Source organism: Flavisolibacter ginsengisoli DSM 18119 (genome assembly GCF_900129295.1).
Classification (GTDB): Bacteria; Bacteroidota; Bacteroidia; order Chitinophagales; family Chitinophagaceae; genus Flavisolibacter; species Flavisolibacter ginsengisoli.
Genome location: NZ_FQUU01000023.1, coordinates 1 through 26,604, shown reverse-complemented (window position 1 = coordinate 26,604; position 26,604 = coordinate 1). Strand labels below are relative to the sequence as shown.

At 41.8% G+C, this 26,604-nt stretch carries 32 protein-coding genes; 22 read left to right on the top strand and 10 right to left on the bottom strand.

Going from position 1 to position 26,604, the window contains the following annotated elements; translation table 11 throughout:
• Nucleotides 1-193: 193 nt before the first annotated feature.
• From BUA53_RS18970 to BUA53_RS18910, 14 genes are all read left to right on the top strand, one after another.
• Nucleotides 194-1,333 (top strand): cystathionine gamma-synthase, encoded by a 1,140-nt coding sequence (locus tag BUA53_RS18970; RefSeq protein ID WP_072836975.1) that lies wholly within the window; start codon nucleotides 194-196, stop codon nucleotides 1,331-1,333.
• 167 nt (nucleotides 1,334-1,500) lie between these two features.
• Nucleotides 1,501-2,088, top strand: a complete 588-nt coding sequence (locus tag BUA53_RS18965) for an outer membrane beta-barrel protein (RefSeq protein ID WP_072836974.1) — start codon at nucleotides 1,501-1,503, stop codon at nucleotides 2,086-2,088.
• Nucleotides 2,089-2,234: 146 nt separating this feature from the next.
• Nucleotides 2,235-2,375 (top strand): hypothetical protein, encoded by a 141-nt coding sequence (locus BUA53_RS21335; protein WP_175546118.1) that lies wholly within the window; start codon nucleotides 2,235-2,237, stop codon nucleotides 2,373-2,375.
• A 3-nt stretch (nucleotides 2,376-2,378) separates the two neighbouring features.
• A complete protein-coding gene (locus tag BUA53_RS18960) occupies nucleotides 2,379-2,813 on the top strand; it encodes a hypothetical protein (RefSeq protein ID WP_072836973.1) in 435 nt (144 codons plus the stop codon).
• Nucleotides 2,810-3,868 (top strand): sensor histidine kinase, encoded by a 1,059-nt coding sequence (locus tag BUA53_RS18955; protein WP_072836972.1) that lies wholly within the window; start codon nucleotides 2,810-2,812, stop codon nucleotides 3,866-3,868. The genes BUA53_RS18960 and BUA53_RS18955 overlap by 4 nt, the downstream gene beginning before the upstream one ends.
• Nucleotides 3,868-4,914 (top strand): sensor histidine kinase, encoded by a 1,047-nt coding sequence (locus tag BUA53_RS18950; RefSeq protein ID WP_072836971.1) that lies wholly within the window; start codon nucleotides 3,868-3,870, stop codon nucleotides 4,912-4,914. The genes BUA53_RS18955 and BUA53_RS18950 overlap by 1 nt, the downstream gene beginning before the upstream one ends.
• A 3-nt stretch (nucleotides 4,915-4,917) precedes the next feature.
• On the top strand, nucleotides 4,918-5,682 hold the full coding sequence (locus BUA53_RS18945) for a LytR/AlgR family response regulator transcription factor (protein ID WP_072836970.1): 765 nt from the start codon (nucleotides 4,918-4,920) through the stop codon (nucleotides 5,680-5,682).
• Between the two features lie 89 nt (nucleotides 5,683-5,771).
• Nucleotides 5,772-6,584, top strand: a complete 813-nt coding sequence (locus tag BUA53_RS18940) for a CPBP family intramembrane glutamic endopeptidase (protein ID WP_072836969.1) — start codon at nucleotides 5,772-5,774, stop codon at nucleotides 6,582-6,584.
• A gap of 46 nt (nucleotides 6,585-6,630) precedes the next feature.
• Nucleotides 6,631-7,545 carry an alpha/beta fold hydrolase gene (locus BUA53_RS18935; RefSeq protein WP_072836968.1) on the top strand — a complete coding sequence of 305 codons (915 nt, stop codon included), beginning with the start codon at nucleotides 6,631-6,633 and terminating at the stop codon, nucleotides 7,543-7,545.
• A 9-nt stretch (nucleotides 7,546-7,554) separates the two neighbouring features.
• Complete coding sequence (locus BUA53_RS18930) at nucleotides 7,555-8,937, top strand: S41 family peptidase (RefSeq protein ID WP_072836967.1); 1,383 nt, start codon at nucleotides 7,555-7,557, stop codon at nucleotides 8,935-8,937.
• A 33-nt stretch (nucleotides 8,938-8,970) separates the two neighbouring features.
• Nucleotides 8,971-9,741, top strand: coding sequence for a TIGR02757 family protein (locus BUA53_RS18925; protein ID WP_072836966.1), 771 nt, complete (start codon nucleotides 8,971-8,973; stop codon nucleotides 9,739-9,741).
• Between the two features lie 41 nt (nucleotides 9,742-9,782).
• Nucleotides 9,783-10,097, top strand: coding sequence for a hypothetical protein (locus BUA53_RS18920; RefSeq protein WP_084080283.1), 315 nt, complete (start codon nucleotides 9,783-9,785; stop codon nucleotides 10,095-10,097).
• A 188-nt stretch (nucleotides 10,098-10,285) separates the two neighbouring features.
• Nucleotides 10,286-10,534: a DUF6364 family protein gene (locus BUA53_RS21330; RefSeq protein ID WP_072836965.1), complete on the top strand. Its 249-nt coding sequence runs from the start codon at nucleotides 10,286-10,288 to the stop codon at nucleotides 10,532-10,534.
• Nucleotides 10,503-10,952: a type II toxin-antitoxin system VapC family toxin gene (locus BUA53_RS18910; protein ID WP_175546117.1), complete on the top strand. Its 450-nt coding sequence runs from the start codon at nucleotides 10,503-10,505 to the stop codon at nucleotides 10,950-10,952. Before BUA53_RS21330 ends, BUA53_RS18910 begins: the two co-directional genes overlap by 32 nt.
• 42 nt (nucleotides 10,953-10,994) lie before the next feature.
• On the opposite strand, the gene BUA53_RS18905 is transcribed toward BUA53_RS18910, so the two are convergent.
• From BUA53_RS18905 to BUA53_RS18875, 7 genes are all read right to left on the bottom strand, one after another.
• Entirely contained in the window at nucleotides 10,995-11,540 is a 546-nt protein-coding gene (locus tag BUA53_RS18905) for a hypothetical protein (RefSeq protein WP_139256499.1), read from the bottom strand.
• Nucleotides 11,541-11,740: 200 nt separating this feature from the next.
• A complete protein-coding gene (locus BUA53_RS18900) occupies nucleotides 11,741-12,139 on the bottom strand; it encodes a hypothetical protein (protein ID WP_072836962.1) in 399 nt (132 codons plus the stop codon).
• A complete protein-coding gene (locus BUA53_RS18895) occupies nucleotides 12,123-12,887 on the bottom strand; it encodes a methyltransferase domain-containing protein (RefSeq protein WP_072836961.1) in 765 nt (254 codons plus the stop codon). The genes BUA53_RS18900 and BUA53_RS18895 overlap by 17 nt, the downstream gene beginning before the upstream one ends.
• The gene (locus tag BUA53_RS18890) at nucleotides 12,872-13,606 is read right to left on the bottom strand and encodes a DUF2071 domain-containing protein (RefSeq protein WP_245793223.1); all 735 of its coding nucleotides are present in this window, start codon (nucleotides 13,604-13,606) and stop codon (nucleotides 12,872-12,874) included. The genes BUA53_RS18895 and BUA53_RS18890 overlap by 16 nt, the downstream gene beginning before the upstream one ends.
• Nucleotides 13,607-13,619: 13 nt before the next feature.
• Nucleotides 13,620-14,009 carry a DoxX-like family protein gene (locus tag BUA53_RS18885; protein WP_072836959.1) on the bottom strand — a complete coding sequence of 130 codons (390 nt, stop codon included), beginning with the start codon at nucleotides 14,007-14,009 and terminating at the stop codon, nucleotides 13,620-13,622.
• Nucleotides 14,010-14,050: 41 nt separating this feature from the next.
• Nucleotides 14,051-14,485 carry a hypothetical protein gene (locus tag BUA53_RS18880; RefSeq protein WP_072836958.1) on the bottom strand — a complete coding sequence of 145 codons (435 nt, stop codon included), beginning with the start codon at nucleotides 14,483-14,485 and terminating at the stop codon, nucleotides 14,051-14,053.
• Between the two features lie 297 nt (nucleotides 14,486-14,782).
• Complete coding sequence (locus BUA53_RS18875) at nucleotides 14,783-15,169, bottom strand: hypothetical protein (protein ID WP_072836957.1); 387 nt, start codon at nucleotides 15,167-15,169, stop codon at nucleotides 14,783-14,785.
• A gap of 99 nt (nucleotides 15,170-15,268) precedes the next feature.
• Here BUA53_RS18875 and BUA53_RS18870 point away from each other — a divergent pair, with 99 nt between their 5' ends.
• From BUA53_RS18870 to BUA53_RS18830, 8 genes are all read left to right on the top strand, one after another.
• The gene (locus BUA53_RS18870; protein WP_072836956.1) at nucleotides 15,269-16,804 is read left to right on the top strand and encodes an FAD-dependent oxidoreductase; all 1,536 of its coding nucleotides are present in this window, start codon (nucleotides 15,269-15,271) and stop codon (nucleotides 16,802-16,804) included.
• Nucleotides 16,805-16,965: 161 nt separating this feature from the next.
• The gene (locus BUA53_RS18865) at nucleotides 16,966-17,385 is read left to right on the top strand and encodes a response regulator (RefSeq protein ID WP_072836955.1); all 420 of its coding nucleotides are present in this window, start codon (nucleotides 16,966-16,968) and stop codon (nucleotides 17,383-17,385) included.
• Between the two features lie 209 nt (nucleotides 17,386-17,594).
• Nucleotides 17,595-18,020, top strand: a complete 426-nt coding sequence (locus BUA53_RS18860; RefSeq protein ID WP_072836954.1) for a response regulator — start codon at nucleotides 17,595-17,597, stop codon at nucleotides 18,018-18,020.
• A 327-nt stretch (nucleotides 18,021-18,347) separates the two neighbouring features.
• Nucleotides 18,348-18,896 carry a hypothetical protein gene (locus BUA53_RS18850; protein ID WP_139256498.1) on the top strand — a complete coding sequence of 183 codons (549 nt, stop codon included), beginning with the start codon at nucleotides 18,348-18,350 and terminating at the stop codon, nucleotides 18,894-18,896.
• Nucleotides 18,897-19,422: 526 nt separating this feature from the next.
• On the top strand, nucleotides 19,423-19,890 hold the full coding sequence (locus BUA53_RS18845; protein ID WP_072836951.1) for an Lrp/AsnC ligand binding domain-containing protein: 468 nt from the start codon (nucleotides 19,423-19,425) through the stop codon (nucleotides 19,888-19,890).
• A gap of 4 nt (nucleotides 19,891-19,894) precedes the next feature.
• Complete coding sequence (locus BUA53_RS18840; protein ID WP_072836950.1) at nucleotides 19,895-21,310, top strand: oligosaccharide flippase family protein; 1,416 nt, start codon at nucleotides 19,895-19,897, stop codon at nucleotides 21,308-21,310.
• A gap of 3 nt (nucleotides 21,311-21,313) precedes the next feature.
• Nucleotides 21,314-22,150 carry a GumC domain-containing protein gene (locus BUA53_RS18835; protein ID WP_072836949.1) on the top strand — a complete coding sequence of 279 codons (837 nt, stop codon included), beginning with the start codon at nucleotides 21,314-21,316 and terminating at the stop codon, nucleotides 22,148-22,150.
• The gene (locus BUA53_RS18830; RefSeq protein ID WP_072836948.1) at nucleotides 22,147-23,565 is read left to right on the top strand and encodes an O-antigen ligase family protein; all 1,419 of its coding nucleotides are present in this window, start codon (nucleotides 22,147-22,149) and stop codon (nucleotides 23,563-23,565) included. The genes BUA53_RS18835 and BUA53_RS18830 overlap by 4 nt, the downstream gene beginning before the upstream one ends.
• A gap of 1 nt (nucleotide 23,566) precedes the next feature.
• Here BUA53_RS18830 and BUA53_RS18825 read toward each other — a convergent pair whose 3' ends face one another.
• The 3 genes from BUA53_RS18825 to BUA53_RS18815 all read right to left on the bottom strand — a co-directional run.
• Nucleotides 23,567-24,697, bottom strand: coding sequence for an ABC transporter permease (locus tag BUA53_RS18825; RefSeq protein ID WP_245793221.1), 1,131 nt, complete (start codon nucleotides 24,695-24,697; stop codon nucleotides 23,567-23,569).
• On the bottom strand, nucleotides 24,669-25,787 hold the full coding sequence (locus BUA53_RS18820; protein ID WP_072836947.1) for a glycosyltransferase: 1,119 nt from the start codon (nucleotides 25,785-25,787) through the stop codon (nucleotides 24,669-24,671). The genes BUA53_RS18825 and BUA53_RS18820 overlap by 29 nt, the downstream gene beginning before the upstream one ends.
• A gap of 76 nt (nucleotides 25,788-25,863) precedes the next feature.
• On the bottom strand, nucleotides 25,864-26,604 hold a 741-nt coding region (locus BUA53_RS18815; RefSeq protein WP_139256497.1), incomplete at its 5' end, for a carbohydrate-binding protein.

The following is a 26,604-nucleotide window of genomic DNA, read 5'->3' as shown; positions in this document are numbered from 1 at the left end:
GTAATTATTTTTCAAACTGTATAAAATGGCATCTGAATGGTGATTTTATCACTATGAACCGTGTGTTTTTGATGTTACATGCATGGGGTTAAGCTCTTGTTAAACTGGAAATGCGGTTGATGAATGGTTATTGAACAGCTATCCTGTGGATTGATTCTTATTCAGCATCTTTGCACTCATAAAATTTCAGAATATGAAGCTTGGAACTAAATTCATTCATGCTGGAGTAGAGCCTGATCCTTCTACCGGTGCAATCATGACTCCTATATATCAAACATCAACCTATGTGCAGCAGGGACCTGCGGAAAATAAAGGTTATGAATATGCCCGCAGTCAAAATCCTACACGTACAGCGCTTGAAGCTGCCTTTGCAGCCATTGAAAATGGCAGGCATGGACTTGCCTTCAGCAGTGGCGTTGCTGCAACAGATGCGGTGATCAAATTGTTGCAACCAGGCGATGAAGTGATCACGGGTAATGACCTCTATGGCGGCACCTACCGTCTCTTTACAAAAGTGTTTGAAAAGTTTGGTATCAAATTTCACTATGTGAATACACAGGATGCGGCTTCACTGCGACAGCATGTCAATGAAAAAACAAAGTTGTTCTGGATTGAAACACCCACCAATCCATTAATGAACATCACAGACATTGCGACCGTAGCTTCCATTGCCAAAGAGGCTAAGGCATTGTTATGTGTTGACAATACATTCGCTTCTCCTTATTTACAAAACCCTCTTGACCTTGGTGCCGATATCGTAATGCACTCTGCTACCAAATACCTTGGTGGACACAGTGATGTGATACAGGGATGCCTGATGATGAATGATACTGCGTTAAGAGACCAGTTGTATTTCATCCAGAAAAGTTGTGGTGCTGTTCCTGGTCCCCAGGATTGCTTCCTTGTATTGCGCGGCATAAAGACCTTGCATGTACGCATGCAGCGCCATTGTGAGAATGGAGAAAAGATCGCGCATTTCCTGCGCAACCACCCAAAGGTTGCCAGAGTATACTGGTGCGGATTTGAAGATCATCCCAATCATGCTATTGCCAAAAAGCAAATGCGGGCATTTGGTGGCATGATGAGTTTTGAACTGAAAGATGACAGCATGGATGCAGTGAAGAAAGTAATGACTTCCACTAAAATATTTGCCCTTGCAGAAAGCCTGGGTGGTGTGGAATCATTGATCAATCACCCCGCTACCATGACGCATGCTTCCATTCCACGTGAGGAACGAATTAAAAATGGTTTATCAGATGCCCTCATCCGCCTTAGTGTAGGCATTGAAGACGTGGAGGACCTGATAGAAGACCTGGATAATGCTATAGGATAATATACTACGCCCCGCAATAGTTTAAAAAGCTCCTGACCGGGGCTTTTTTTATTATAACCTGTATTGATCTTCATCCTCCATTTTCCGTCATTCAGCAGGTATCATTTCTTCAGGGCATAGCTTCCATTCAATTTTGCAAGCTCAATACTTAACCAAAATTAATTATCATGAAAAAGTATTTACTGGCACTGGTCATTGTTTTTACCATTCCTTTTTCTCTATTGGCTCAAAACAGCCTACAGGCAAAATATGGCGCTGTACTCCCTAAAGGTGAAACCTTAAGAAATGCTTTTCAACCTTCCACTTCCATAGGCATTTCATTTCTTCATAAAGTTTCTAATGCCACATGGTATTATGGAGGTAGCATATCACATACAGCCCTTACTTCCAAAGACGATTATTTTAAGGACAGCTATCACACGAAAGTAGACCTTACTAATTACCTCTTTAGCCTGCGCAAGGATTTCAGTTTCAAACAGGCACACATATGGTATGTTGGACTGGATGCAGGTTTGAATCACCATGTGCAAAAAACAAAGAAAAACACCCTGGAAACGGAAGTGCATCACACTGGATTTACAACCGGGTTGGTGCTGGGTACTGACTGGACGATCAGCCAAAAATTTTCATTTGCAACGGAAGCCAATTATACACGATGCTATACCGGTAGTATTAATTACAACGATCAGTTCAGCAGTTCTTCATTGAAATACTATGGTTTGAACCTGGGCCTGGTCTATCATTTTTCTAACTGATCCTGGCTGTGAGTACCCTGCCGCATACCCGTGCTAAGGCATAAGTGTAGATATACCCGGTCCGTCAGGCATTATCCGTCATTCGTCAGCATTAAGTTTACCGGCATGCTCTCAATGTCCATTTTTGACTATCAAAGCACGCGAACATGAAGAAGATACTATACATCGTAAGTACAATCCTGGTGGTTATCCTTTTTACATCCTGCGGGGTCAAAACGGAAAAGGAAACAATGACCATAAAGGATCCAGTACTTATAGGCAATCCATTAATAGTTATAAACGGGTAGTTTATGTATTTCATTACATTGGTAACGCAATTGCTATTAGTGGCCTATCACCAGGCCACTACTTTATTCGATCTCTATCCTTTCAATAATGTCCGTGATTATTCAGTGAAGGAAAGACTCACTGAATGTCTTATCAATGGCATCACGATGATCATGCCTTTTATCGGGTTTTACTTCCATGTAGCCTGGATGATGATGGCCGCAATTATTATCTATCCAGCCTTACTGATAGCCGAATACTTCAACTGGTGGCAACCCTATTTGTTTGGCGCTTCCGAACCCTGGCAAAAAGTCTATGACCGCCTGTTCCGCTCCACCATTATTGTGCTGCCAGCAGTTAAAAAGAATCCCGTGCCCAACCTGGAGCACCTGATTTTACATGGCCTGACTTTAATAACCTGTATTGTTACCTACATTTCTTATTTTACGCAACCTTGAGAACTGCCAGCTTTTATAAGAACATCCATTTTATTTTTATTACAACAGGGTTGTTGCTCAACTTCCTGCTGGCCATCGTATACCGGTACATTAATATCGGCAGTCCTTTTATTCATTGGTCCGAGTTGCCGGGTTTCTATACACAAGGATGGCCCATCATGGTTCAGACCTTTGTGATCCTCTACCTCGTTTACTTTTCCATCAGGCACTTCAGCAGGCGTTATAAAGAAAATCCAAATGGCATTGAGCGCTTTGTCAGGGAGATATTGTTCATCATGTTGGCTGGCTTTGCTATCATGGAATTCTTCCGTTGGATATTTGTTACTTATATGGTTGTGCCAGAAAACGACATGGCTTTCCTGGACAGGAAACTGAAGATGATCCTGATGATTGACATCACTTTCCTGATTGTCATTTATTCTTTCATGACCTCGTTCCGCATCTTCCGCTACCTGCAGTTGAAGAACCTCGAAGTAGTGAAATGGCAAAGAGAATATACCCAGTCGCAATTCGAAGCCATGAAGAATCAACTGAACCCTCACTTCCTTTTCAACAGCCTCAATGCCCTAAGCTCCCTGGTGTATGTCAATGCCGACCTGGCAGAGACTTTTATTGAAAAAATCTCCCGCTCCTACCGCTATTTGCTGGAACAGCGCGATAAGACCACAGTACCTTTGTCGCAGGAATTACAATTCCTCGACTCTTTTCTATTCCTGATGGAGCAACGCTTTGGCAACAAACTGCAGGTACAATTGAAGGAGATCCAGGCTGCCAACTTTTATTTACCTCCCCATACTTTAATGATATTGTTGGAATACATCATTCAGACCAATTCCATGTCCGCAGCAAAACCACTCGTTCTCAACATAAAACAAAAGGAAGAGTTGCTGTTATTGAAATACAATGAACAATTAAAACCAGGCAATCCACCTGAAGAAGCAGGCAGCCAGCTTTCCAGGCTGAAAGATGAATTTCAATACCTGTTAGGACAGCCTTTAGTGAAAACACAGGAAGGAGAGCAGGTCACCATTACCATACCCTTATTACGCAAATAGTGAAGCAGGAACTGACCATACCAAAAACTTTATCTCCATTAAAGCTCACGCTTACCATCATACTGATCATAAGCCTGCTTTACCCTGTCTTCTTCGCCTATATTGACCGCAACTTCCAGTTACCCATCATCCTTCGCGAACTGGTATTTACCGCTGCACGATTGTGTGGCATTGCCCTGATCATTTACGGTGTCATTCAATTAAACAATTTTGTGTTCAGGGGGTTCAAAGCTGTATGGCTGCGTTATATAGTGGAGATCGTCCTGATCCTTTTTTGCACCTATTGGTTTCTCTCGGGCTTTGTCACCTTCATCGACCGGCCCTTGACCGGCAGCAATCCTGCAGATCCCAAACTCTGGACCTTCAGGCGCTATATAGGGCTGTACATGCTGGGAACAGTTTTCATCTATACCTTCCTTTCCGGCATGAATATCTACCTCGTAGCCAGGCAGAGAGAAGCTCAATCAGAAAGGCTGCAAAGAGAATATGCTCAGGTACGGCTGCAGGCCTTGAAAAGCCAGGTCAACCCGCATTTTCTATTCAACAGCCTCAGTGTCCTTTCATCATTGGTGCACGTGGATCCTGAATTGTCTGAGAAGTTCATCATTCATTTATCAAGAGCTTACCGTTATATACTGGAGCAAAAAGAGCTGGACCTGGTGAGTCTTGATGAAGAATTGAATTTCCTGGAGGCCTATTTCTTTTTGCTGCAGATACGGTTTGATAAAAAGATACGGCTGGAATCCGACCTGCCTGCAACAGCAAGGGGTTATAAACTTCCACCACTCACCCTGCAATTGCTGGTGGAGAATGCGGTGAAGCATAATAAAATGTCGCTGATGGAACCACTGGTGATACGACTGTACCAGCAAGGGGACAACCTGGTGGTGGAGAATACCATGCAGTTCCGCGAAAAGGATGGAGAGTCAACAGGAATAGGACTTGAAAATATCCGCAAACGCTATTCCATGGTTACTGACAAAAAGATAGCTGTAACTACTAACGATAAAACCTTTACGGTTCAAATACCATTGCTAAAATCATAACACATGAAAGTAGTCATTGTTGAAGATGAACACTTATCAGCACAGCGCCTGCAGGGCATGCTGAAAAAATATGACCCGGCCATTGAAGTGCTGGCCGAACTGCCCTCGGTTGCCGCTTCAGTAGACTGGTTCAAGAACAACCCTGATCCTGACCTGGTCCTGATGGACATTCACCTGGAAGATGGTCAAAGCTTCAGCATTTTTGAAACCATCAACCTGCAGGTTCCCGTCATCTTCACCACCGCCTTTGATGAATATACCATCAAGGCTTTCAAAGTGAATAGCGTTGACTACCTCATGAAGCCTTTAAATTACGAGGAGCTGGTGGCTGCCATAGAAAAATTCAAAAGGATACATGGAGAAGCCGGCGAAGAAAAAACATTGGGACTGGAGCACCTGCTGCAAAGCATGCAGAAAAAAGAGCCTGAATATAAAAGCCGCTTCCTGGTATCCATTGGTTCAAGGCTGAAAACAATTGAAACAGAGGACATACAATATTTCTTCAGTGCAGATAAGATCACTTTCCTTGTCACAAAAGAGAACCAGCGTTTTCCTATTGATTACAGCCTGGATAAAATGGCTGGCATGCTTGATCCAAAACAATTCTACCGCATCAACCGCCAGATGACCGTTAAGCTGGAAGCCATCAGGAATATTCATGTCTTTTCCAAAGGCAAGATCAAGCTGGACCTGGACCCTCCTACCAAAGAAGATGTATTTGTAAGCATGGATAAGGTGGTAGAGTTCAAGGAATGGCTGGGAAAGTAGGCATTCAGCCATTGTTTTCCGTTTCTCGTCCGGATTAATTTGAAAAAGGAGACTGGTTGATATCATTTTGTGCTGCAAAGACAAAGTATATGAAACCAATTTCCCTATTATCATTTTTACTGGGCTTTACGGCGCTCTTTACCTGCTACCATGCTGCTGAGTATATGATACTGTATATGAACAGTCCTGTTGGTTTCCTGGGACTATCAGCACTGTTTTTTATAGTGGCCTGGGTTGTTGCCCGCTGGCAGGGTTACAAGGGCTTGTCTGCCTGGGGAATGTCTTTTAAAAGAAGCCATCTGGTTTTCCTGCTGGCTGGTTTGCTTGCGGGTCTTACTGTCAATATGCTGGCCTTCCTGTCCAGCCTTGCCTTTCACCAGGAAGCAGTCAGCTTCATTCCTCCTGTACAACAATTCATCCCACAGGCCTCATTGCTCATATTTGGATGCGCTTTCTCTTCCCTTACGGAAGATGTGCTGACACGTGGTTATTTGTTCCGCCATTTGACAGGTAAAGTAAGCACCGGCCTACTGGTATTACTATCTGCACTTGTATATGTATTGAATCATATTCACCGGCTGGACGAACCCGTTTACCTCCTGTTCCTGTTCATCGTTGGCATACAGTTGATGATCCCATTGGTCATCTGCAGAAATATTTGGTATACACTAGGAATTCACTGGGCCGGTAATATTGTTTACCACCTCACCAATAATGTAATGCATACGGAGTCTACGACGGCTGCACCTGGTTCCTTATGGATCACAATTGCCTTCATGGCCCTGTTGGTACCAGTCAATTATATTCTTTGCAGGCAACTGGCCCGACCTGGCCTGGCAATAAAGTTCAACGGATACAGGCATTCATCACCTCCCTTCCGTCATTCATCTGAACTGGTTTGAAAAACCTATCCATTCATAATCTATTTGTACTGTAATTAACAACACAATGAAATCATTACTCCTGCTCATCGCTGTTTTCACACTTGGCACTACCTGTTTTGCCAGGGATGAACACTTCATGTTTACTACTTCTGACAGCGTTCAATTATATGTTCGCCTGGCAGGCCAGGGGAAGCCCTGCCTGTTTGTGCATGGAGGTCCGGGTTCTACCTCCTATTATTTTGAAGTCACTGACGCTGCACGGCTCATTGAACAAAAAATGCAAATGATCTATTACGACCAGCGTGGCTGCGGCAGGTCCACCTCACCTAAGAATAAAGATTACAGCCTGGCTCGCATGGAAAAGGATATGGAAGAACTGCGTCGATACCTGGGATACAAGCAGTGGGCTGTAATAGGACATTCATTCGGTGGCATCCTCATCACCAGTTACGCCCATGAATATCCATCTTCTGTTAACGCCTTATTTGTAGTACACGGCACTTTGAACATTCAATATTCCATGACCAGCCACCTTGACAATGGTTTGAAAATATTAGGCATTAAAGACCAGGGGCCTTACCGCGATACATCCATTGCTCTGAATGAAAGAGTATGGAAAGTGCATGATTCATTGACAAAATCAGGCTTATGGTATAAACTGATGTTCCGCAATGCCTATGAAAAAACGTACAACGATACGCTAACTAATGTGCTCGGACCTTTGAACCGGGATTATGCCAATGAAGTTTGGGGTATTGCTGATTACTGGAAAGACTTTACACCTATGACAAAAGATATCAAGTGTCCTGTGTTAATTATGACCGGCATGAAGGATTATGCCATTGGCCCAGATCATTACAAAAGCTTTCAATTTCCAAAAGCAACCATCGTTCATTATATCGGGGGCCATGCGCCCTTCCAGGAAGAACCACAGTGGTTTGCAGAAAAGATCATTGCTTTTATTCCTAAAATCAAATAACTACGTATCATGAAACAGCTATTCATATTACTGGCTACCTGCTTTTCATTGGCAGCCTTTGCACAGAAAAAGTTTGACTCTGCCACTTATGTACAATACAACGAGAAGCAATGGGAGCAATTTGACTTTGCCAGCTTCATGGCCCCGCATCCCGAACATGACCTGGTCTTGGAGGAAAAAATAGCGGGCCTGGGCAAATGCTGGTCAGAAGCCAAATACAACTTCGCCAATTTTGACCTGGTACCTTCATTGAACTGGGATAGTCTTTACCAAAGCTTTATTCCAAAAGTGATGGCAACGGAAACTACGCTGGAGTATTACCAGGTGCTGCAGAACTTTTACCAGCACCTGCGCGATGGACATACAGGCATCAACCTACCCTTCAGCTTTTTTAAGGATAAGAATGCCATTGTGCCCCTTGAAGTAAGGTGGATAGAGAACAAGGCCATTGTTATTGAAAACACATCCAATATTAAAGAAGAACAGGTCATTAAGCCGGGAATGGAACTGGTAGCCTTTAATGGCATTGAATTGAAAGAGTATATCCAAAAGAATATTAGCCCATACCTCCATTTCTCTACGCCCCAGGATAGCATTGACCGCATTTACAGGTACGAATTATTCCCCGGCACTGCAGGCAGGGAAGTGAACCTGACATTTAAAACTGTATCAGGCGTTACCATTACCAAAACACTGAAATATAAAAGCGTTGAGAAGTTTTGGGACCGGTTCCCCTTGGTAAGCTTTAAAGTGTTGAAAGGAAACATTGGTTACCTCCAGATCAATTCATTCAATGAACAAAAACTGGTGGCCCTGTTTGACAGCCTCTACCCTTCTATTGCAACCACAAAGGCGCTGATCATTGATGTACGCAACAATGGCGGCGGCAATGGCAATAATGGTTTTGAGATCCTCGGTTGTCTTACTGACAAGCCTTTTAACCAGGGCAAGTCAGCCATACGTCACTACAAGCCTGTAGGAAGGTCCTGGGGTGGAGTGGAAACTACATCCATTGAAACCTATGACTGGAAGCCATATAAGAAAACCATTTATACTGCACCGGTAGTGGTACTGACCAGCGCCGCCACCTATTCTGCAGCCGAGGATTTTACATCAGTGTACAAGTCAATGCACAGGGGTATGGTAATAGGTGAACCTACAGGCGGCAGCACCGGGCAACCCATCCTTTTTTCATTGCCTGGTGGTGGCATGGGTAGGGTATGCGCTAAACGCGATTTCTTTTACGACGGAACAGAGTTTGTAGGCGTAGGTATACAACCTGATATAGTAGTTCATCCAACCGTGAAAGGTGTAGCCGCAGGAAAGGATGAAGTGTTGGATGCTGCCGTTCAGTACCTCCAGGCGCAAAAAGCAATTGCCGTAACCAAATAAAGCATTCGCCACAGAACTGTTTAGTTTTGTCGCGTGAGCGATCAATTGAAAGCATTCCTTGATAAAAAAGTTGAAGAATACAACAGGCCTGAATTTATTGAAACTGACCCTATCGTTGTACCGCACCGGTTCACGAAAAAACAGGACATAGAGATCGCAGGTTTTTTTGCTTCCATATTTGCGTGGGGCAATCGTACCATCATCATCAACAAGACTACCCAATTGTTGCAACTGATGGACGATGCCCCACATGCATTTTGCCTGCATGCCAGCGAAAGAGAATTAAAGCGCCTGTTGGACTTCAAACACCGCACTTTCAATGCCACTGACCTTTATTACTTCATTGAGTTTTTGCACTTTCATTACCAGCAGTTCGACTCACTGGAGACGGCTTTTACCCGCTGGATGCAGCCCGGGGATGCACATATAGGCAATGCGCTTACCGGCTTTCACCATTATTTCTTTTCCCTGCCCTATGCTCCGCCAAGGACCAAAAAGCATATTGCCACGCCGCAAAGAGGTTCTACCTGCAAAAGGCTGAATATGTTCCTGCGATGGATGGTGCGCCTTGATGATAAGGGTGTGGACTTTGGTATCTGGAACACTATATCGCCTGCCCAATTGATCTGCCCCATAGATGTGCATGTGGCCCGTGTGGCCCGGCGTTTTGAACTCATTAGCCGCAAGCCTGTGGACTGGCTCACAGCGCTCGAACTTACCTCGCATTTGAAACGCTTTGACCCGGAAGATCCGGCCAAATATGACTTTGCCCTTTTTGGCCTGGGCGTGGTGGAGAAGTTTTAAAAAATAAATAAAAACCCGCCTCTCCTTTTCATCTTTGCATTATGGATGACAAAGCCATTGACAACTTGCTGGTGCAATATGCACAGGAAAGAACACCAGTACTAAGGCAGGAAAGACGCACACAACTTATAAATGCGATCAACTACCTTCTGGTTAATGACTTTCATAAACTGGTTGTCGTGCTCTATCGCGTAGATGTTTCGGAACCTAAACTAAAAAAGTTGCTCCAGGCCAATCCTCAAACCGATGCCGCAGTAATTATTGCTGATCTACTGATAGAAAGACAAGCGGAAAAAATTAAGACAAGAGACTCTTTCAAGGGAAAGCGTGATATCCCCGATGATGAAAAATGGTGAAAGAACTGGGATTAATAGGATTTTACGAGATTGGGGGGTTGAGGATGTAAACTACACATTAAATATTTGCAGTTTTTACAATAACCAGATACTTATAGACTAAGACCATATTGGATAAGTAAAAAGACAGTGAGAACCTACTTAAAGTAAGTATGCGCATAATAAAAAAATATGCGTATATTTAAATTATGAAAAACAGGTTGAATATTACCATTGATGAAACACTGATTGATGAAGCAAAACGTTATGCCGAGAAAAACAATAAATCCCTTTCACAAATTATAGAAGAAAGCCTGAAAAAACTCGTTGCCCAAGGACCGGGTAAAAAGCCGAATATTTTGGATCTCATGAAACAACTGCCCAAACCTAAGGGCAATTTTAAACATGATTCCAGTCAAACTTATTATGAAGAAAGAAAGGGCAAGTATGGGTTCTAAAGTTTTTTTAGATGCCAATTTCTTATTGGATCTTACTTTACAACGAAGCGGCTTTGAAAAGGCTTCAGTTATCATGCAAGCTGGGATTGACGCAGAATTTGATCTGGTAACGACGCCAGCTGTTTTACATATAACGAGCTACTTCCTTACTAAAGCATACAATTTCAAACAAGCTAAACAGATCATTTTAACCCTATTGAATCATATACTTGTTATCGACTGTAGTCATGCTACAGCATTAATGGCTATAAACTCAAGTATCGATGACATGGAAGATGCTTTACAATATTATACTGCACTTTCACATGGGGTTGATCATTTCATATCTGCAGATAAACGGCTTAAAAAAACTGCACTTCCGCAATTACCCGTTCTTACAGCTTCAGAATTTATTGACATGATAAAGTCTCGCAGTTAGAACTTATTACATCAATTGTTCCATTGATTTTTAAAAATTATGTTACATTATCATCGTATACCTCTTATACAACGTCACAACTTTAATAATCTTCCATCCCAGGCTGGTATATAGCCGTTTATTGATTGTCACTTCTATATTGTCGCCTTGCTTTATCAATACACTTTCCGGCATCGGAAACCTTACTTCATCAACCGTTGGATTTTCCGGCTTTACATTAAGTTGTTGAATAGCATTATCAAATGCAAAATATCTTGAAACCCCTTGATTAGCATAATGTATAACACTGTCCGGCACACCAGGAGAAAGATATACTTCAGGCCATGTTTGGATAAATACGTACTCACTGCCGATACGGATCTCAAGGAGTGAATTCTCCAAGTCAATCTCTGACAATAAATTAGTGGATGCCATTCCATCACCGTTCAGGTCCACAGCCTCACTTGACGAAACATTTACGATCTTATATTTCCCATGAAACCTTTCATATAAAGCCTTAACATCTTCATTTGCAGCTATCGCTGACTTTTTGCAGGAACTTATACATAACAAACTGAGTAAGGCAGAAAGTAAAGTAGTAAATCTCATAATGAATTTCATTTGCAGGGTATCAAATAAGCTCAACTGAAAAGCATTCTAACATTTTTTCAATGCACCATTTAATTCAGCCAGTAAGTTATATAAAGCAAGCAAGATTTAAAAGGCAAAGGTTGATACTTGTGCGCAGGTCATTTTATAAATGGTATTAACCTTGTAATCTGTATTTTAATATGGTAAAATAGAAAGTATTATTGAATGAAATAAATTGACAGGAATACTAAACTAAGATATATCCATAAGCCTGAAAATAAAACATGAACTGTCGTTTCAAATGTTTTCCCTTTCCAAAGTAATGATGAATAGCCAAAGAACTGGATGAACAATCTTGTCAACCAGAAAATGCCAAGACCAAGCGATATTCGTTTGCCAAATATTGTTGTAGTTAGTTCATTGGATGATGTCAAACAGAGAAGCCCCATAAGAAAAACTATTAAAGCAATGAAGAATGCATGCACATACATCATCTGGCGGTTGATGTTACTTACATTGCTTAATTCTGCTTTCCACTTGAAGTATCTTGGAAAGATTACATGAAGCAATGCCAAAAGCAGCAGCAAAACACCGATTATTTTAAGTTGCGGTTCCATTTTTTTCAAGAATGAATGTCGTAATAAAGGGAGTTATCTTTATTTCTTCTACAGTTTGAAAGCCAGATGAACGAAAAGTTCTCCTCCAGGCTTCTTTGGAGTAAAAATGAAAAAAACCAATGTTATATACAAGGAAATTGGCTGTATTTCTTAGATGTTCCGTTACGATAATCCTGCCATTTGATTTCAAAACACGATGCAATTCTTTAAAGAAAACTACTCTTTCTTCTTCATTTCTGATTTCATGTGCGGATAAGATGATGAAAATTTTGTCTGCTGAATTATCCTGGATAGGTAAATGCGTTGTACTAACCTGTTGAGTCTTTGGGAAGGGAGGATAAGCTTTTCTTGCCCTTTTGATTGAAATTTCGGTGTGCCTGGCTGAGTCGTAGAAGTCTGCTACAAATAATTCCGAGTTCTTGAACTTACTATTAAGCAGTATGCTGGTTTCGTCAAAGCCTGCGTTAATATTTATTATTTTTTCATTTTTTCCGGTAACCAAGTGGTTCAGCCAGGATAATTTATACAGGTCTGAAAAATCATAGATATAACATGAACCAGCTAAAGAAATAATAGTTGACCAAACAATAGTTAACACAAAAATATCACCTGTTACACCTAAAGAAATAAAGTAGTGCTCAATGAGAAAAACAAATAAAACTATGGATGCAGCAAAGGCATAAAAATGCCAATTAAAACGAATAATATTTATCACACCTTGAAATGGTTTTCTTATGCTGCTCTCCATGTTTCAAGTTTGCCTTTTTTCCAGTAATAAGGAATTTTTTCAATTACAAAAGCATTCGCCAACTTTATATCATTCAAGTTCATGTTGTCCAAAAACGAAAAGTTGTACTGATTAACATGTACTGGCCTAGGTATCCAGCTTTTCCTTATTCCTTCAATTATTAAAACTTTTCCACTTTCAGGCGAATATGTAAATGTAAATGGCAAAGGTCCTGCAAACCGCCTTGCTTCCTTCCAGTTTTGAAAAGGTGAACCATAAGGAAGGGCAATTTTTTCGGTATCATTTGTGTCAATTTCAACCATGAAACCAGATTTAACTGAGCTGATTTTTAAAGTGCCCTTTTGCCTTATCTGTTGAATATCTGTGGTTGTGTACTTGTAGTGAGTAAAAATATTTCCCAAAAACTCCATTTTTTTTCTGTCAGTCTCTGATTTAAGAATATACAAGCCCCTCAATCGCTTTCCTGCAGTATTTACATACCTAACAAATACACGATACCCGATAAGAAAAAAGTCATTCCCGAATATGCTTGGAAAACCTTTTGGCTTTAAATTTTTTGTTTGAACCATTGCTACAGCAATGAATGCAAACTGGTCATTGAAGGTGTCTAATTCTAAGCATGCTGGTATAAGGTTTTGGATATACTTTTTGGGAACAGCAAAGGTAAAAACAAGAGAACGTTCAAAAAAAGCTTCAACAGCAAAAGGATGATTTCTCAAAAAGTGTAACATACTATGACTGTAAAGCTAATTTTTGATTGATATGAAATTCATTATAGTAAATTACAAGGATAAACAGAATTGCAAAAAAAGCGTTTGCTTTTCCCCAAAGCAATAAGTCTGGCACAAGGAAAAATTCTAAAGTATTCATTGTACCTATAACGACAATCTGAGTCACTGTATTAAGCCGTGTCCAGATGCCGCTTAAAATCCAGATTGCCATTCCTATTTCCGAAACCCCGATTAATGTTGTTAACAGTCGGGCATGCTCGTCACCTAATATCCTTGTAACAATTTCCTGATGTCGTGGTACAAGGTTCAAAACCTTGCAAACAAGCCCGTTAATAAGCCAAACTGTAGCAATAAAGCTTGTTAGTATTTGATGTTTTCTTTTCTGTTTCATAGTAAGTACTATCAAATTAGATTTGCCAATAACCCCTAAATTTATACGCTACCCTTTAACTCTTCAAGAAAAACAGCAATTGATTTCCAATTCTTTATTGCTATGCTTTTTTTATTGTCCCTGGCTGAATTGATAGCAATACTGTAAAATGCATTGAAATAGCTTTGCAGCCTGCTTAGAAGCTCTCTATCTTCTATATGACAATTATCAAGTGTAATAAAGCTTTCCCTACATACACCAGCAAGAGCCCTGCACCATTGACCGGGCAGCAGATAACAGTAAAAAAATAACCAGTGAGAATAGAGTTTTCCAAACTGCAGAAAGATAAGATTGATGACTGCCAGGATTTTGTTCTTTAAGAATCGATTGGCTTTTGTAACTGCTTTTTCCCATGTATGCCAACCATTTTGTTCCTGATAGAAGACACTTCCCTTTACAATGCGCATTGCATAAACGGAGCTGATTATTGTGTTCATAAGATACTGGATTTAGCTTAGCAAATTACTAATATTATTAGCATTGGGCAAGTATTTATCTTACAATATTTATCCACAACTATCTTTCTATGATTCCATTTTAAACCCTTATTTCCAAGAAACCAACCTGCGTTATGCAACGGCTATGTACCGCCTATGTGCCGCCTATGTAACGGCTTTGTAACGGCTCTTTAAAGAGGCGGTATAAAGGCATTACATACCCATTTTGTAGACTACATGAAGATGGATATCAAGGTAACCAGGATGCCTGGTCTTATTATTTCTTTTTTCTTTTCATTAAAAACTCTTCTTCCTCTTCAGGTACACAATACTTCCGTTATCGGAAGAAAAATTAGCAGGCCGTGGACCCTCATCAAACACTTCCCATTGCAAGGTGTCATTGTTAAGGAATAATAACAGGCTTTTTAAGGTGATAGAACTATCACGGTCTTTGATCACAAAATTGAACCAGCAAGGCGTTTTGCTGAAATCTGCTGTATAAGAAATTATAGGCTTTTTTTCTCCCTGGTACAACAGGAATAATTTTGTGCTGTCCCTGGCCTCAAGGGCTCCCCCATCATTAGACTCCCAGTACCCTAGCAGGTTTTGAAAATTATACTTCTGCCCATGGGATGTAATAATGATCCCTGGAATGAATAGAACAGTTAAGAGCCATCTTTTCATAGAAAAGACATTAGATCTTTTACCCACATAACTTATGCCACAAAGATCAGGCGCGAACCTGCGGCATTATTTTTTTGCTACTGAATGAAATGTCTTTATATGCTAAGAGATGGTGCAGCGATAAGCTTATGGCAAAACGCAATTGAACCTTTCCAACCAAAATACAAAACACTCCCAACTCAACAATTTGATGTGATCATTGCCGGAGCTGGTGTAACAGGCATCAGCACAGCATTGCAACTGCAAAAAGCCGGGAAAAAATGCCTGGTGGTGGAAGCCCACACTCTATGTTTTGGCACTACGGGGGGTACAACGGCACATCTCAATACCTTCCTGGATACTTCGTACAAACAGATCAAAAAGGATTTTGGGGAAGATGGTATACACCTGGTGGCCAGCGCCACTCAAAAAGCCCTGGATCTTTACAAGCACAACATTGAGACTTATAATATTGATTGTGGCTATGAGCAAAAAGATGGATACCTGTATGCTATAGAAGACGACCAGGTGAAAGAACTGGATGAAATATTCCTGGCATCCAAAGAAGCCGGGGTTGATGTGGCCTATACCGACCGCATACCAATTCCGATTTCATTTCAAAAAGCCATCATTTACCGGGAGCAGGCACAGGTGCACCCTACAAAATATGTGTATGCGCTGGCGAAAGCTTTTGAAGAAGCAGGAGGTGTGATACTGGAGAACTGCAGTGTGCAGGAGGTGGTGGAAGATGAAGGCAGGGTGGTGGTTGCTACCACACTGGGAGGTGTGCAAGCCAGCTACCTCGTTTATGCCACGCATATTCCTCCCGGCATCAACCTGTTGCATTTCACCAATGCTCCTTACCGTAGCTATGCCATTGCAGTTACCTGCAAGGAAAATGCTTATACAGAAGGACTTTGCTATGATATGTATGACCCCTACCATTATTACCGCTCACAGGAAATAGATGGAAAAAATTATTTAATAATAGGTGGGGAAGACCACAAAACAGCACACGAAAAAAATACAGATGCCTGCCTGAATAAACTGGAAGCGCATGCAAGAGCACATTTCCCGGTTGAACAGGTGCTTTTTCGATGGTCATCTCAATATTTTGAGCCTGCTGATGGCCTGGCCCAGATAGGGCTGTTGCCCGGAAGTAAAGGCAATATACTGGTAGCAACAGGCTATGGTGGCAATGGCATGACCTACAGCCATATTTCAGCATTGCTGTTGACAGACCTGGTCATGAAAAAAGAAAATGCCTATGCTGCTTTGTTTAGCCCTGGCCGTATAAAACCAATGGCAGGCTTCACAAACTTTATCAAAGAAAATGCAGACGTAGTGGCGCAGTTTATAAGCAAGCGCATATCGGCAGAAAAAATAAAGGAACTGGCAGAGCTGGCACCAGGTGAAGCAAAGCTGGTGAAATATGAAGGAGAGAAGCTGGCCATCTATAAATCGGAAGAAGGTAAGGTACATGCATTGAACCCTGTATGTACACATGCCAAATGCGTAGTCGGTTGGAACAGCGCGGAAAAGAGCTGGGACTGCCCTTGTCATGGTGCCCGGTATTCGGTTGATGGAAAAGTGTTGACAGGTCCTGCCAGCAAAGACCTGCAGGCGGTGCAACTGATAGACCTTATATTGAAATAACAAATAGGACTATCCTTTTATTGGGCTGAATAGGAAATTTGAGTATTACTATTTACCTGTTACACCCGGATAGTTTTTAGACCGCAGGAAGTAAAAAAAATAATGTAATTTGTATGCTATACATTGTTTCTCCCATATCAAGACTGCTTAAATAAACGTTCATGGATTTGCAAAAGCCTTTTATTGTTGTTGTAGATGATGATGATGAAGACCGTTATCTTTTAAACCATTCCTTCATAGAAATAGAGCTTGATGACAATGTGAAGTTTTTTGGAGATGCCTTGCAGTTCATCAAGTACACAGAACTGATCAGCAGCCTGAATGTGAAGCCCTCCCTGATCATACTGGATTACAAAATGCCCTATATGAGTGGAAAGGCGGTACTGACCTACCTGAAGTCAAGTGAATTTTTCAGGGAAGTGCCCGTGGTCATTTTATCAGGCTCACTGAATGAAGAAACGCAGGCTAAACTATTTGAATTGGGCGTGAGCGCCTGCTATCAAAAAGGCAGCGAGTTCAAAGTGCTGATAGAAGACCTGAAGGAGATAGTAAAATATGCGGCACCCGTAGAGAACAAATAACTCCCAGCTTTCTGAAACTATCCTTCTACTTGTATTTAATAAGATAACCGCGGTTTCGGGGTAACTGTTTTTTGCCTAATAATTATACAGGCAGACAATTGGCATGTTTCATGTTTTATTCTTCTATAAGAACAGCTGTTCCGGATGTACTTGTGGTATGAGTATTGAAAGTATGCAGAGTAATATGGAATTTGTTTTAAAAATGAATTATGTCTTCAAGGAATGGTCCTATAGTAATAGTGGAAGATGATGTGGATGATAGGGAGATCCTTGCTGAAGTGTTGTATGACCTTGATCTTGACAATGAAGTAAAGTTCTTTACCTGCTGCCAGGATGTGATCAGCTACCTGATGGACACTACAGATACGCCGCTCATGATAATTTCTGACATCAACATGCCGGTTATGAATGGCCTGGAAATGCGACAGGCTATTAACGAGAATGACTACCTGAGGAAGAAAAGTATTCCATTTATTTTCCTTTCCACATCCGGCAAAAAGGAATCTGTTGATAAAGCATACGAGTTGATGGTGCAGGGTTATTTTCAAAAGCCAAATAATTTAAAAGAATTAAAGGATACACTATTGATGGTGATTAATTACTGGAAGGTTTGCCTGCATCCGAATGTGAAATGATGAACCCACGAAGCGTACCTACGGCACGCTGTTCTTTCCGACTTTTTTTGCTACCGACCAGATGTCCCTATGGGACATGAAGAGGTGATCCCCTACTTTGATTTTATCTCCAAACTTTTTAAGGGTATTAATCAAAAGAGATTGCACATTGTTGCGATAATATTCATAGTCAGCAACTTTGTCCCGTAGGGACATTTGGTGGGTAGAAGAGAACAGCAAATAATCAGAGCGTGCCATAGGTACGCCTTGTGGAATAAGTCAATCAATGATTTATTATTTAAAACTGTACATATGGCATTCTTATATTTATCCCTAACTTCTATAAATATGAAAAAAATAGCCTTATTAGCATTTTCAATTTTGTTTACAATAATTAAGGGCAATTGCCAGCTCACAAAAGGAAATTGGCTGTTAGGTGGAAATGCAAGCTTTACTTCAACTAAATATAATAGAGGTCCCATTTCTGATCAAGACTTAATTGAAGTGCGGGTAAATCCAAATATTGGTTACTTTTTTATTGATAAGTTTTCTGGAGGATTAAAAACAAGCATATTATTTAGACATGCTGTAATAGATTCCGATACAGAAAATTCTTCTGTGTTGAAAGTAGGACCTTTTATTCGATATTATATTTTGTCCGTCAACAATAGTGTAAACATTATGGCAGAAGGCTCCTATCAGTTTATAACTGGAAATGGTTCTCTTAAAGGGAATACCTTATCTTTTTTTACAGGGCCTGTGATATTCTTAAATAATATAATTGGCTTAGAATTCCTGGCTGGTTATTCCTCTGAAAAATATCCTAAAGCAGAGGGTGTAAACAATTCAATACAAATCAATATTGGATTACAAATTCATTTGGAAAAGGATAATTAAATAAGCTTCACGCTAACGGCAGAAATATTGGGTTGTGTTAATTAATTAAATTGAATAAAGAGAAAGCAGGAATTATAAAATTTACTGTACTGCTTGGTATTCCGCAATGGGAATCCAAAAACACGAAAAAAGCTCGTAAGCCTGGCAATCTCAGTCACTTACGAGCTTAAAACACACATGAAATGCTGTAGGGGGAGGAGTCGAACCTCCACGGGGCAGTTAGCTTGAAAGCAAAGATTTAGTGGTCAACCCTGGTCGGCCTTACCTGAGTAACGTCGGCTCTACTTTCTGTTTATCCTGTGATCCCCACCCCCGAGACAAGGGGGCATGTCTGCCTAAGGTTTCATCACCCCACAGTATAATTTTTGGGTTTCTGGTTTATTTGCTCTTCCATACTTCCCTTTCAATGAACTTGACAAGTCAAAGATAGGATGCCTTCAATAATATTCAATCAGAATATCAAAAGTTTAGATAACATTCAATATATTGCCATACAGTTAGAGATTATTCATTTAAAGCCCCCAGAATGACACCTGATTTGAATATTGACAAATTGGATCTGCAGATCATCCAGCAATTGATACACGATGCCGGCCTCTCTTACGCCGAAATGGGCAAAAAGCTGTTTGTTTCCGCCGGCACCATCCACGTGCGCATCAAAAAACTACAGGATGCAGGTATCATCCAGGGCCAGCGCTTCCAGGTGGATCTGAAAAAACTGGGCTATGATGTCATTGCCTTTATAGGCATCTACCTGGAGAAAAGCTCGCTGTATGATACAGTAGCCAGGGACCTGAAGAAAATACCTGAAATTGTAAGGATGAACTATACAACCGGCAACTACAGCATCTTTGCTGAGATCGTGTGTAAGGACATTGGCCAGCTTCGCACCGTGCTGCATGACGAACTGCAAAAGATAAAGGGCATAGAACGGACGGAAACATTTATCTCTTTGGAAGAAAGCCTTAACCGGAGCGTTAGCATCACCTCCTGAACTTATGAGATCTAAACCATTCTTTAAAGGCTTGTCCTGGTTGCTGGCGCTGAACCTGCTCATTAAACCCGTATGGATTTTCTTTATTGACCGCAATGTGCAGAACGCAATTGGTCATGAAGCCTACGGCAGTTATTTCGCCCTGCTGAATCTTTCTCTCATATTCCTTTTTATTGCTGATGCAGGCCTTTCGAATATGATGAATCAAAAGCTGGCCAGTGAAAACCCGGTGTCTTTGAAACAATATGGAAGCATCAAACTGGTAATGGGCATTTTGTATGTGTTTGTCATGATCACGGCAGGCCTGTTAACAGGCTTAAAAGAATGGACACTGTTGCTATACATCACAGGAATCCAACTGCTCAATTCCGTTTTTGTTTTCCTGCGCAGTGTAGTCAGCGCGAGGCAATACTTTACTACAGATGCCTGGTTGTCTGTATTGGATAAAACACTCATGATCCTTTTATGCGGAGGGTTTTTATATTTCCCACTTCTGTTTGGCCGCATCAGTTTGTTGCTTTTCCTGCAGGTACAATTGGCAAGCACAGGACTGGCTGTACTGGCCGCACTCATGGTAGTGACAGTGAAGCAATGGTGGCAGGGGGGAGAAAAAGAAAACATATGGCTTTTGCTCAAATCTATTGCACCGTTTGCACTGGTCATCTTGCTGATGTCGATGCACAACAGGCTGGATGGATTTTTATTATTGCGGCTTCACGCCAATGGCAGTTATGAAGCTGGTATTTATGCCTCGGCCTACCGGCTGCTGGATGCATGTAATATGGTTGGTTATCTCACGGCAGTTTTCCTGGTGGCCTTTGTGGCCAGGCACCAGCAGCAAAGAAAAGAAATAGAAACAGTGGTAATCAACCTGCGTCATCTCTTGTTATTCTTTGGTATTGGTGTGGCTTGTTTTAGCTGGCAATATGCAGGGTGGATACAGGAGTTGTTATACCATTCGGATGCTTCCTATCATTCAGAGGTGATTCAATTATGCCTGGGAGTATTGCCCGCCTATTTCATCATGCATCTTTATGGATCTGTGCTTACAGCTACCTTAGCCTTCCGACCGCTTTTACAAATCATACTAATGGCAGTAGTGATCAATACTGTATTGAACTTGTTACTTATTCCCTCGTATGGAGCAACGGGTTGTTGCCTTGCTGCCATAGCCAGTCAATACTTCTGCGCTATTGCCTGCTGCATGGTAGCCCATAAAAAGCAGGGCATACCCGGACATGCAAGATCATGGATCATGTACCTCCTTATTGCCTTTGCCTTAGTGGCATTCTTTTATACTGCCCGGCAAGTGATGCTAAATGTTTGGCTTACTTTAGTGCTGGCAGCCTGCCTGGTGGTAGCCACGCTGCTAACACAACTGGCTAATGCCAAAAAACTATTTACCCGATTACAATCATAACTGATGCCCGACCTGCTTATTATTTTATCCAGATGGTGGAAGTTTATTCTTGGCCTGACTGCTGGCGCCGTTATCCTGGCATTTATCATCACCTTGCTATTGCCAAAGCAGTACCTGTCAACAGCTACTGCGCTTCCTGCCAATTCATTGGTTGCAGATAAAGCCCGCATATTGAATGCTAACATAGAAGCGTTGTATCCAGAGATTGGGTTGCCTGATGAACTGGACAAGCTGGAAGGAACTGCGGCCCTGGATACTTTATTCATCGCGGTAGCTAATGAATTCAAGCTGGATGAACATTACCATATTCATGCTTCTGACGAATCCATTGATAAGGCAGTATTAAAGCTTAGAAAGAACAGTAATATTTCAAGAACAGGTTATGGTGAGCTACGGGTAAAAGTTTGGGATGTTGACCGCAACATAGCAGCCGCCATGGCAAATAGCTTTATGAACAAGCTGCAGGCATTGCACCAGCATCTGCAGAATGAGAACAACCTGACAGTGCTACAACGATTGAAAGAAGCCTATGCTTCCAAAGAAAAGCTCTTTAACAACTATTCAGATTCCGTTGTAAAAACAGGTACAGCGCAGGAATTAATGGTTGCCCGAAAAGCAACTATACTGGAGCAGTTAAAGCAATACCAGTTGGCTATGGATCAATATGAACTGGCCATTAAAACCAATCCACCTGTGCTGCTGTCAGTGGAAAAAGCCAGGCCTGCAGTATGGTCAGACAGGCCAAAGATCTTTCAAATACTCATACTTACTGCTATAGCTGCGTTCTTGTTTTCTTTCCTGCTGGCTGTATCATTTGAAAGCAGAAATAAAAAACTGTGATCACCACATCTGCAAATAAGGTATGGAAAGGTTTGCTATCCTTGCTGCTGTTAACATTGGCAGGACTGTCAACCTGGGAACAACAACCATTATGGATCTTTATTCCTGTTGCCTTGCTATCCGTGTACCTGCTGTTGCAATACCCCATTGTTTTATTTTATGTATTGGTAGCCAGTATTCCCTGGTCTGTAGAATATCATTTCAGCAATGCATTGGGTACTGACCTGCCTGATGAGCCATTGATGTTGCTTGCAGCTTTTGCAGCACTCACCCTATTGGTAATGCACAGAAAGACCATTACTATAAAGCCTGTACATATGTTACTGTTGCTGGTTGGGGTGCAACTGGCATGGACACTGGTAACTGTTATATGCTCTACAGACTGGCTGCTTTCGGTTAAATACTTTCTTGCCAAAAGCTGGTACATACTTGCATTCCTGGTATTGCCCTTATTTCTATCCCCGGATAAAAAACTGGTACGCAATACGGCTATCATTTTGACCTTATCGGTATTACTGTCTGTGTTGTTTGTTTTGTACAAGCATGCAGCGTATGGCTTTAGTTTTGAAAAGGTAAATACAGCACTTGAGCCTTTTTACCGCAACCATGTTAATTATTCTGCCTTGCTGGTATGTATTACACCCATTCTAATCGCTTTTATAAGGTCTAAAACTACTTATCGCATTTGGCTGGTAGCAGCATTCCTTATAGTGCTGGTTGCCTTATACCTTTCCTATTCAAGAGGTGCATGGCTGGCTTTTGTTATCGGTAGGATAAGCTATGTTTTATTGAAGAAGAATTGGATGGTTGTTGCATTTGGGTTGTTTATTACCGTTACCATAGGAAGTATATTTTACCTGCAGCATAATGACCGCTACCTGCAGTATGAACCTCATTACAGCACTACCATCTTCCATACTAATTTCGAAGAACACCTTGTAGCCACTTACAGGATGAAGGATCTTTCAACAGCAGAAAGATATTTCCGGTGGATCGGCGGTCTGCGCATGACAAAGGATAGCTGGCTGACAGGCTTTGGCCCGAATACTTTCTATGATAACTACAAGCCCTACACCATCCCTGCATTTAAAACATATGTTAGCAGGAACGAAGAACACTCCACGGTACATAATTATTTTCTTTTGCTGATCATTGAACAGGGCGCCATAGGATTAGCGCTCTTCTTAGCTACGATAGCCTGTGCTTTCTGGCAGGCTCAGAAAATGTACCACAGGACAAGCGATCTATTTTGGAAAAGAACCATAGCGGCTGTAGTGTCTATATTATCCATGATCTGCACGGTGAACTTCTTAAGTGACCTTATTGAGAGTGATAAGGCAGGACCCTTGTTTTATCTCTGCCTCGCTATTTTGATCATCGCTGATCAACACACCAGGGTTGAACAAGAAGCATAGCCTATAATTTACCCCTTACATTTAGTGCATCGCGAAGACCATTACCAAAGAGGTTAAATGCAAGCACTAAAATCATGATGGCAAAACCTGGCGCCAGGGCCAGCATGGGATTCTGTGTAATAATGAAATTGTAGTTCTCCTTGATCATCAATCCCCAGCTGGGCATAGGCGGCTGCACTCCTACACCTAAAAAGCTCAGTCCTGCTTCTATGACAATAGCAGATGCGAAGTTGGAAGCTGCTATGACCAGTATAGGGCCCATAATATTGGGTAATATATGCCTGATGATAATGCGTGAATCAGAAAAGCCCAGCACCCTGCCCGCTTCTACGTACTGCAGCTCTTTAGTTACCATCACCTGGCCCCTGACAAGGCGGGCTACATTCACCCACATGGTGAGTCCAACGGCAATGAATACCTGCCAAAATCCTTTCCCCAGCAGCAGGGTAATGGCAAACACCAATAATAAAGTGGGAATACTCCAGATGACGTTGATCAGCCACATAATGATTTCATCTGTCCTGCCTTTATAATAGCCGGCAATAGCCCCCAGGGCCATACCTACGGAAAGAGAGATCAACACCGTGATCAGCCCTACACTGAGGCTGATCCTGGTACCGATGATCAACCGGCTCAGGATATCCCTGCCATACTTATCTGTACCCAGGTGGAATGTCCTGCTGATAACAGGAACCGGGGCAGCTTTTGACCTGCTTACAGCCAGTCTTTCACTGACACCTTCATCTATGAATTTTTGAACGATAATGCTATCTTTTGTTTGTCGCCAGGATGCAATAGGAATATGTTCATACAGATCGGGCTTGCCGTATAACATGCGCTGAAAAAATCCTGTTCCGGACGTACCTTCTTTTCTTACCAACAAGAACTCCCGTTGATAGCCCGGTTTCTCCCCTCCTATTTCCAAAATGATGCGGTTGGCAAAGGGAGAAGGATCGGGTGCAAGGAAGTACCCGAACAGGGCAATAAATATGGCCACAAGGATCAGGAACAAGCCCGCCATTGCGCCTTTGTTCTTTTTCAGGCGCTTCCATGATGATTGCCAGAAGGTTTGAGAGCCGCTGTTCATGCGAGGAAGGTAAAATTTATTTGGTTCTCCTGCCTTTCCATTCATAACTGCCCAACTGGCTGCTGAAACCAACAACCACGGTATAGATAATATGCAGGGGCTGGAACAAGGGGAAATATTTCATTAAGGGCTGCTCACTATAAAACCTGGCCACCGAACTAACAAATGGCCATTCAATGAGCGTCTTTACTATCAAAAATCCAAGCGCATACAATGCATTGACAGGATGCCAGGCGGCCGTGATCAGTAAAACAATGAACAGGCAATTTAACAGGTATATAAATGCCAGCACGGCGAGTATCCTGTAATCCTTATATACCATTGTCTTGCTGGCCCAGCGTTTACGTTGGTTGTAAAAAGATCTTATTGAAAGCATTGGCTGTGTGCTTACAATGGCTTCACGGGATTTTAAATAATAAACGCCCCGGGGGTCTTTCTTCCATATCTTATACATCAGCAACATATCATCGCCGGAGGCCACCTGGTCGATGCCATCAAATCCATTTACATCTTTAAAGCTTTGTTTACGATAGGCCAGGTTGGCGCCATTGCACATATTGTGAAATCCCGAACTGACACTGGCAGCTGTGATGCCTTGTAGGGTCATAAAGTCAAGGGCCTGGAATATTTGTAAAAAACTGTTGTTGTGTGAAAACTTTACAGGAGCTGCAATGAAAGAAGCCTTTTTATCATTATAAAAACTGCTGATGGTGCTTAACCAGTTTTCCGGCAGCTGGCAGTCTGCATCTGTAGTGACGATCAATTCGCCTTTGGCCTGCCTGATACCTGCTTCAATGGCTTTCTTCTTAGATGAATTGTTGTTTGTTAACTGCGGTGCAGACAAATGAAGGTTGGGCAATTCAAAGCTTCTTACTACAGAGGCGGTGTTATCTGAAGAATAATCATCAACCACAATGATCTCAAACAGTTCCTTTGGATAAGACTGTTGTTGAAGGCTAAGAAGTAATGAACCAATATTTTTTTCTTCATTCCTTGCGGGAATGATTACTGAAATGAAAGTTTGGTGCCCTGTCCCATCCATAACATAGTCATCTGCATGCTCCCATGCCTGCTTATAAAAAAGCAACAGTACTCCATAAGCCAGTAAAAAAACAATAGTGATCCACAATAACATGCAGGACAAAACTAACAGGTGCCCTTTATACTTTTATATCTTTCTATTCAACGGAGAGAAACAAGCCAGTGAACCGTTATTGTTTTACCAGGTTCAATTGGCCATTCCACTCTTTCATAAATGCTTTTAAAATATAAGCGCCTTTAGGCAGTTTACTAAAGGGGATGTTTGTTGTTAAAGATTGTCCATGCTTTTCCACCTCTGTTTGTTGCACCAGTGCACCGTTCATATTGTATAAACTTAATTTCACTGTTCCTTCATAGGCGTTAATGAGGCGTATAGTACCTTGTATGGTTACAGGATTAGGGAATATATAAAAAGATGGTGTTGTAACCGTTTCTTCAGCTACCGGAGCATTAGATTGACGGGCAAGGGTCAGTGAACTTGCAATGATCTCCAGCCAGTTGATATTCCATCCGGCACCGGTTGTTGACTGTAGTCTTATAGTTTGAGTACCGGCTGCCAGGTTTATGGTAGCAGTGGTTGTCTGCCAGGACTGGAAGCCACCCGTAGTGGGTACATTCACAGTGGCAAGGACAGCACCTCCGCTGTTCTTTATCTGGAACTGCGCACCTGTATAAGGTGTAGCCAGTCTTAATTTGAGGGTATACGCACCAGTGGATGCAACATTCACAGTATAATCCATCCAGTCATTCTGATCTATCCAGCCCACATCAAGTGTACCTCCCGCATCAGAGCAATTCTCTGTCATCACACCGCTCATGGCGTTCCATTTTTCAGCCTCGATATGTATGGTACTACCTGGTGCTGGTTGTGCATTAACGGTGATCATCACATCATCAAAACCAATAGCACC

Bases quoted from the DNA above. Each gene is read 5' to 3' on its own strand.
- BUA53_RS18970 (WP_072836975.1), top strand. From the start codon at position 194: ATGAAGCTTGGAACTAAATTCATTCATGCTGGAGTAGAGCCTGATCCT.
- BUA53_RS18965 (WP_072836974.1), top strand. From the start codon at position 1,501: ATGAAAAAGTATTTACTGGCACTGGTCATTGTTTTTACCATTCCTTTT.
- BUA53_RS21335 (WP_175546118.1), top strand. From the start codon at position 2,235: ATGAAGAAGATACTATACATCGTAAGTACAATCCTGGTGGTTATCCTT.
- BUA53_RS18960 (WP_072836973.1), top strand. From the start codon at position 2,379: ATGTATTTCATTACATTGGTAACGCAATTGCTATTAGTGGCCTATCAC.
- BUA53_RS18945 (WP_072836970.1), top strand. From the start codon at position 4,918: ATGAAAGTAGTCATTGTTGAAGATGAACACTTATCAGCACAGCGCCTG.
- BUA53_RS18940 (WP_072836969.1), top strand. From the start codon at position 5,772: ATGAAACCAATTTCCCTATTATCATTTTTACTGGGCTTTACGGCGCTC.
- BUA53_RS18935 (WP_072836968.1), top strand. From the start codon at position 6,631: ATGAAATCATTACTCCTGCTCATCGCTGTTTTCACACTTGGCACTACC.
- BUA53_RS18930 (WP_072836967.1), top strand. From the start codon at position 7,555: ATGAAACAGCTATTCATATTACTGGCTACCTGCTTTTCATTGGCAGCC.
- BUA53_RS18920 (WP_084080283.1), top strand. From the start codon at position 9,783: ATGGATGACAAAGCCATTGACAACTTGCTGGTGCAATATGCACAGGAA.
- BUA53_RS21330 (WP_072836965.1), top strand. From the start codon at position 10,286: ATGAAAAACAGGTTGAATATTACCATTGATGAAACACTGATTGATGAA.
- BUA53_RS18910 (WP_175546117.1), top strand. From the start codon at position 10,503: ATGAAGAAAGAAAGGGCAAGTATGGGTTCTAAAGTTTTTTTAGATGCC.
- BUA53_RS18905 (WP_139256499.1), bottom strand. From the start codon at position 11,540: ATGAGATTTACTACTTTACTTTCTGCCTTACTCAGTTTGTTATGTATA.
- BUA53_RS18900 (WP_072836962.1), bottom strand. From the start codon at position 12,139: ATGGAACCGCAACTTAAAATAATCGGTGTTTTGCTGCTGCTTTTGGCA.
- BUA53_RS18895 (WP_072836961.1), bottom strand. From the start codon at position 12,887: ATGGAGAGCAGCATAAGAAAACCATTTCAAGGTGTGATAAATATTATT.
- BUA53_RS18885 (WP_072836959.1), bottom strand. From the start codon at position 14,009: ATGAAACAGAAAAGAAAACATCAAATACTAACAAGCTTTATTGCTACA.
- BUA53_RS18880 (WP_072836958.1), bottom strand. From the start codon at position 14,485: ATGAACACAATAATCAGCTCCGTTTATGCAATGCGCATTGTAAAGGGA.
- BUA53_RS18875 (WP_072836957.1), bottom strand. From the start codon at position 15,169: ATGAAAAGATGGCTCTTAACTGTTCTATTCATTCCAGGGATCATTATT.
- BUA53_RS18870 (WP_072836956.1), top strand. From the start codon at position 15,269: ATGCTAAGAGATGGTGCAGCGATAAGCTTATGGCAAAACGCAATTGAA.
- BUA53_RS18865 (WP_072836955.1), top strand. From the start codon at position 16,966: ATGGATTTGCAAAAGCCTTTTATTGTTGTTGTAGATGATGATGATGAA.
- BUA53_RS18860 (WP_072836954.1), top strand. From the start codon at position 17,595: ATGTCTTCAAGGAATGGTCCTATAGTAATAGTGGAAGATGATGTGGAT.
- BUA53_RS18850 (WP_139256498.1), top strand. From the start codon at position 18,348: ATGAAAAAAATAGCCTTATTAGCATTTTCAATTTTGTTTACAATAATT.
- BUA53_RS18845 (WP_072836951.1), top strand. From the start codon at position 19,423: ATGACACCTGATTTGAATATTGACAAATTGGATCTGCAGATCATCCAG.
- BUA53_RS18840 (WP_072836950.1), top strand. From the start codon at position 19,895: ATGAGATCTAAACCATTCTTTAAAGGCTTGTCCTGGTTGCTGGCGCTG.
- BUA53_RS18835 (WP_072836949.1), top strand. From the start codon at position 21,314: ATGCCCGACCTGCTTATTATTTTATCCAGATGGTGGAAGTTTATTCTT.
- BUA53_RS18825 (WP_245793221.1), bottom strand. From the start codon at position 24,697: ATGAATGGAAAGGCAGGAGAACCAAATAAATTTTACCTTCCTCGCATG.
- BUA53_RS18820 (WP_072836947.1), bottom strand. From the start codon at position 25,787: ATGTTATTGTGGATCACTATTGTTTTTTTACTGGCTTATGGAGTACTG.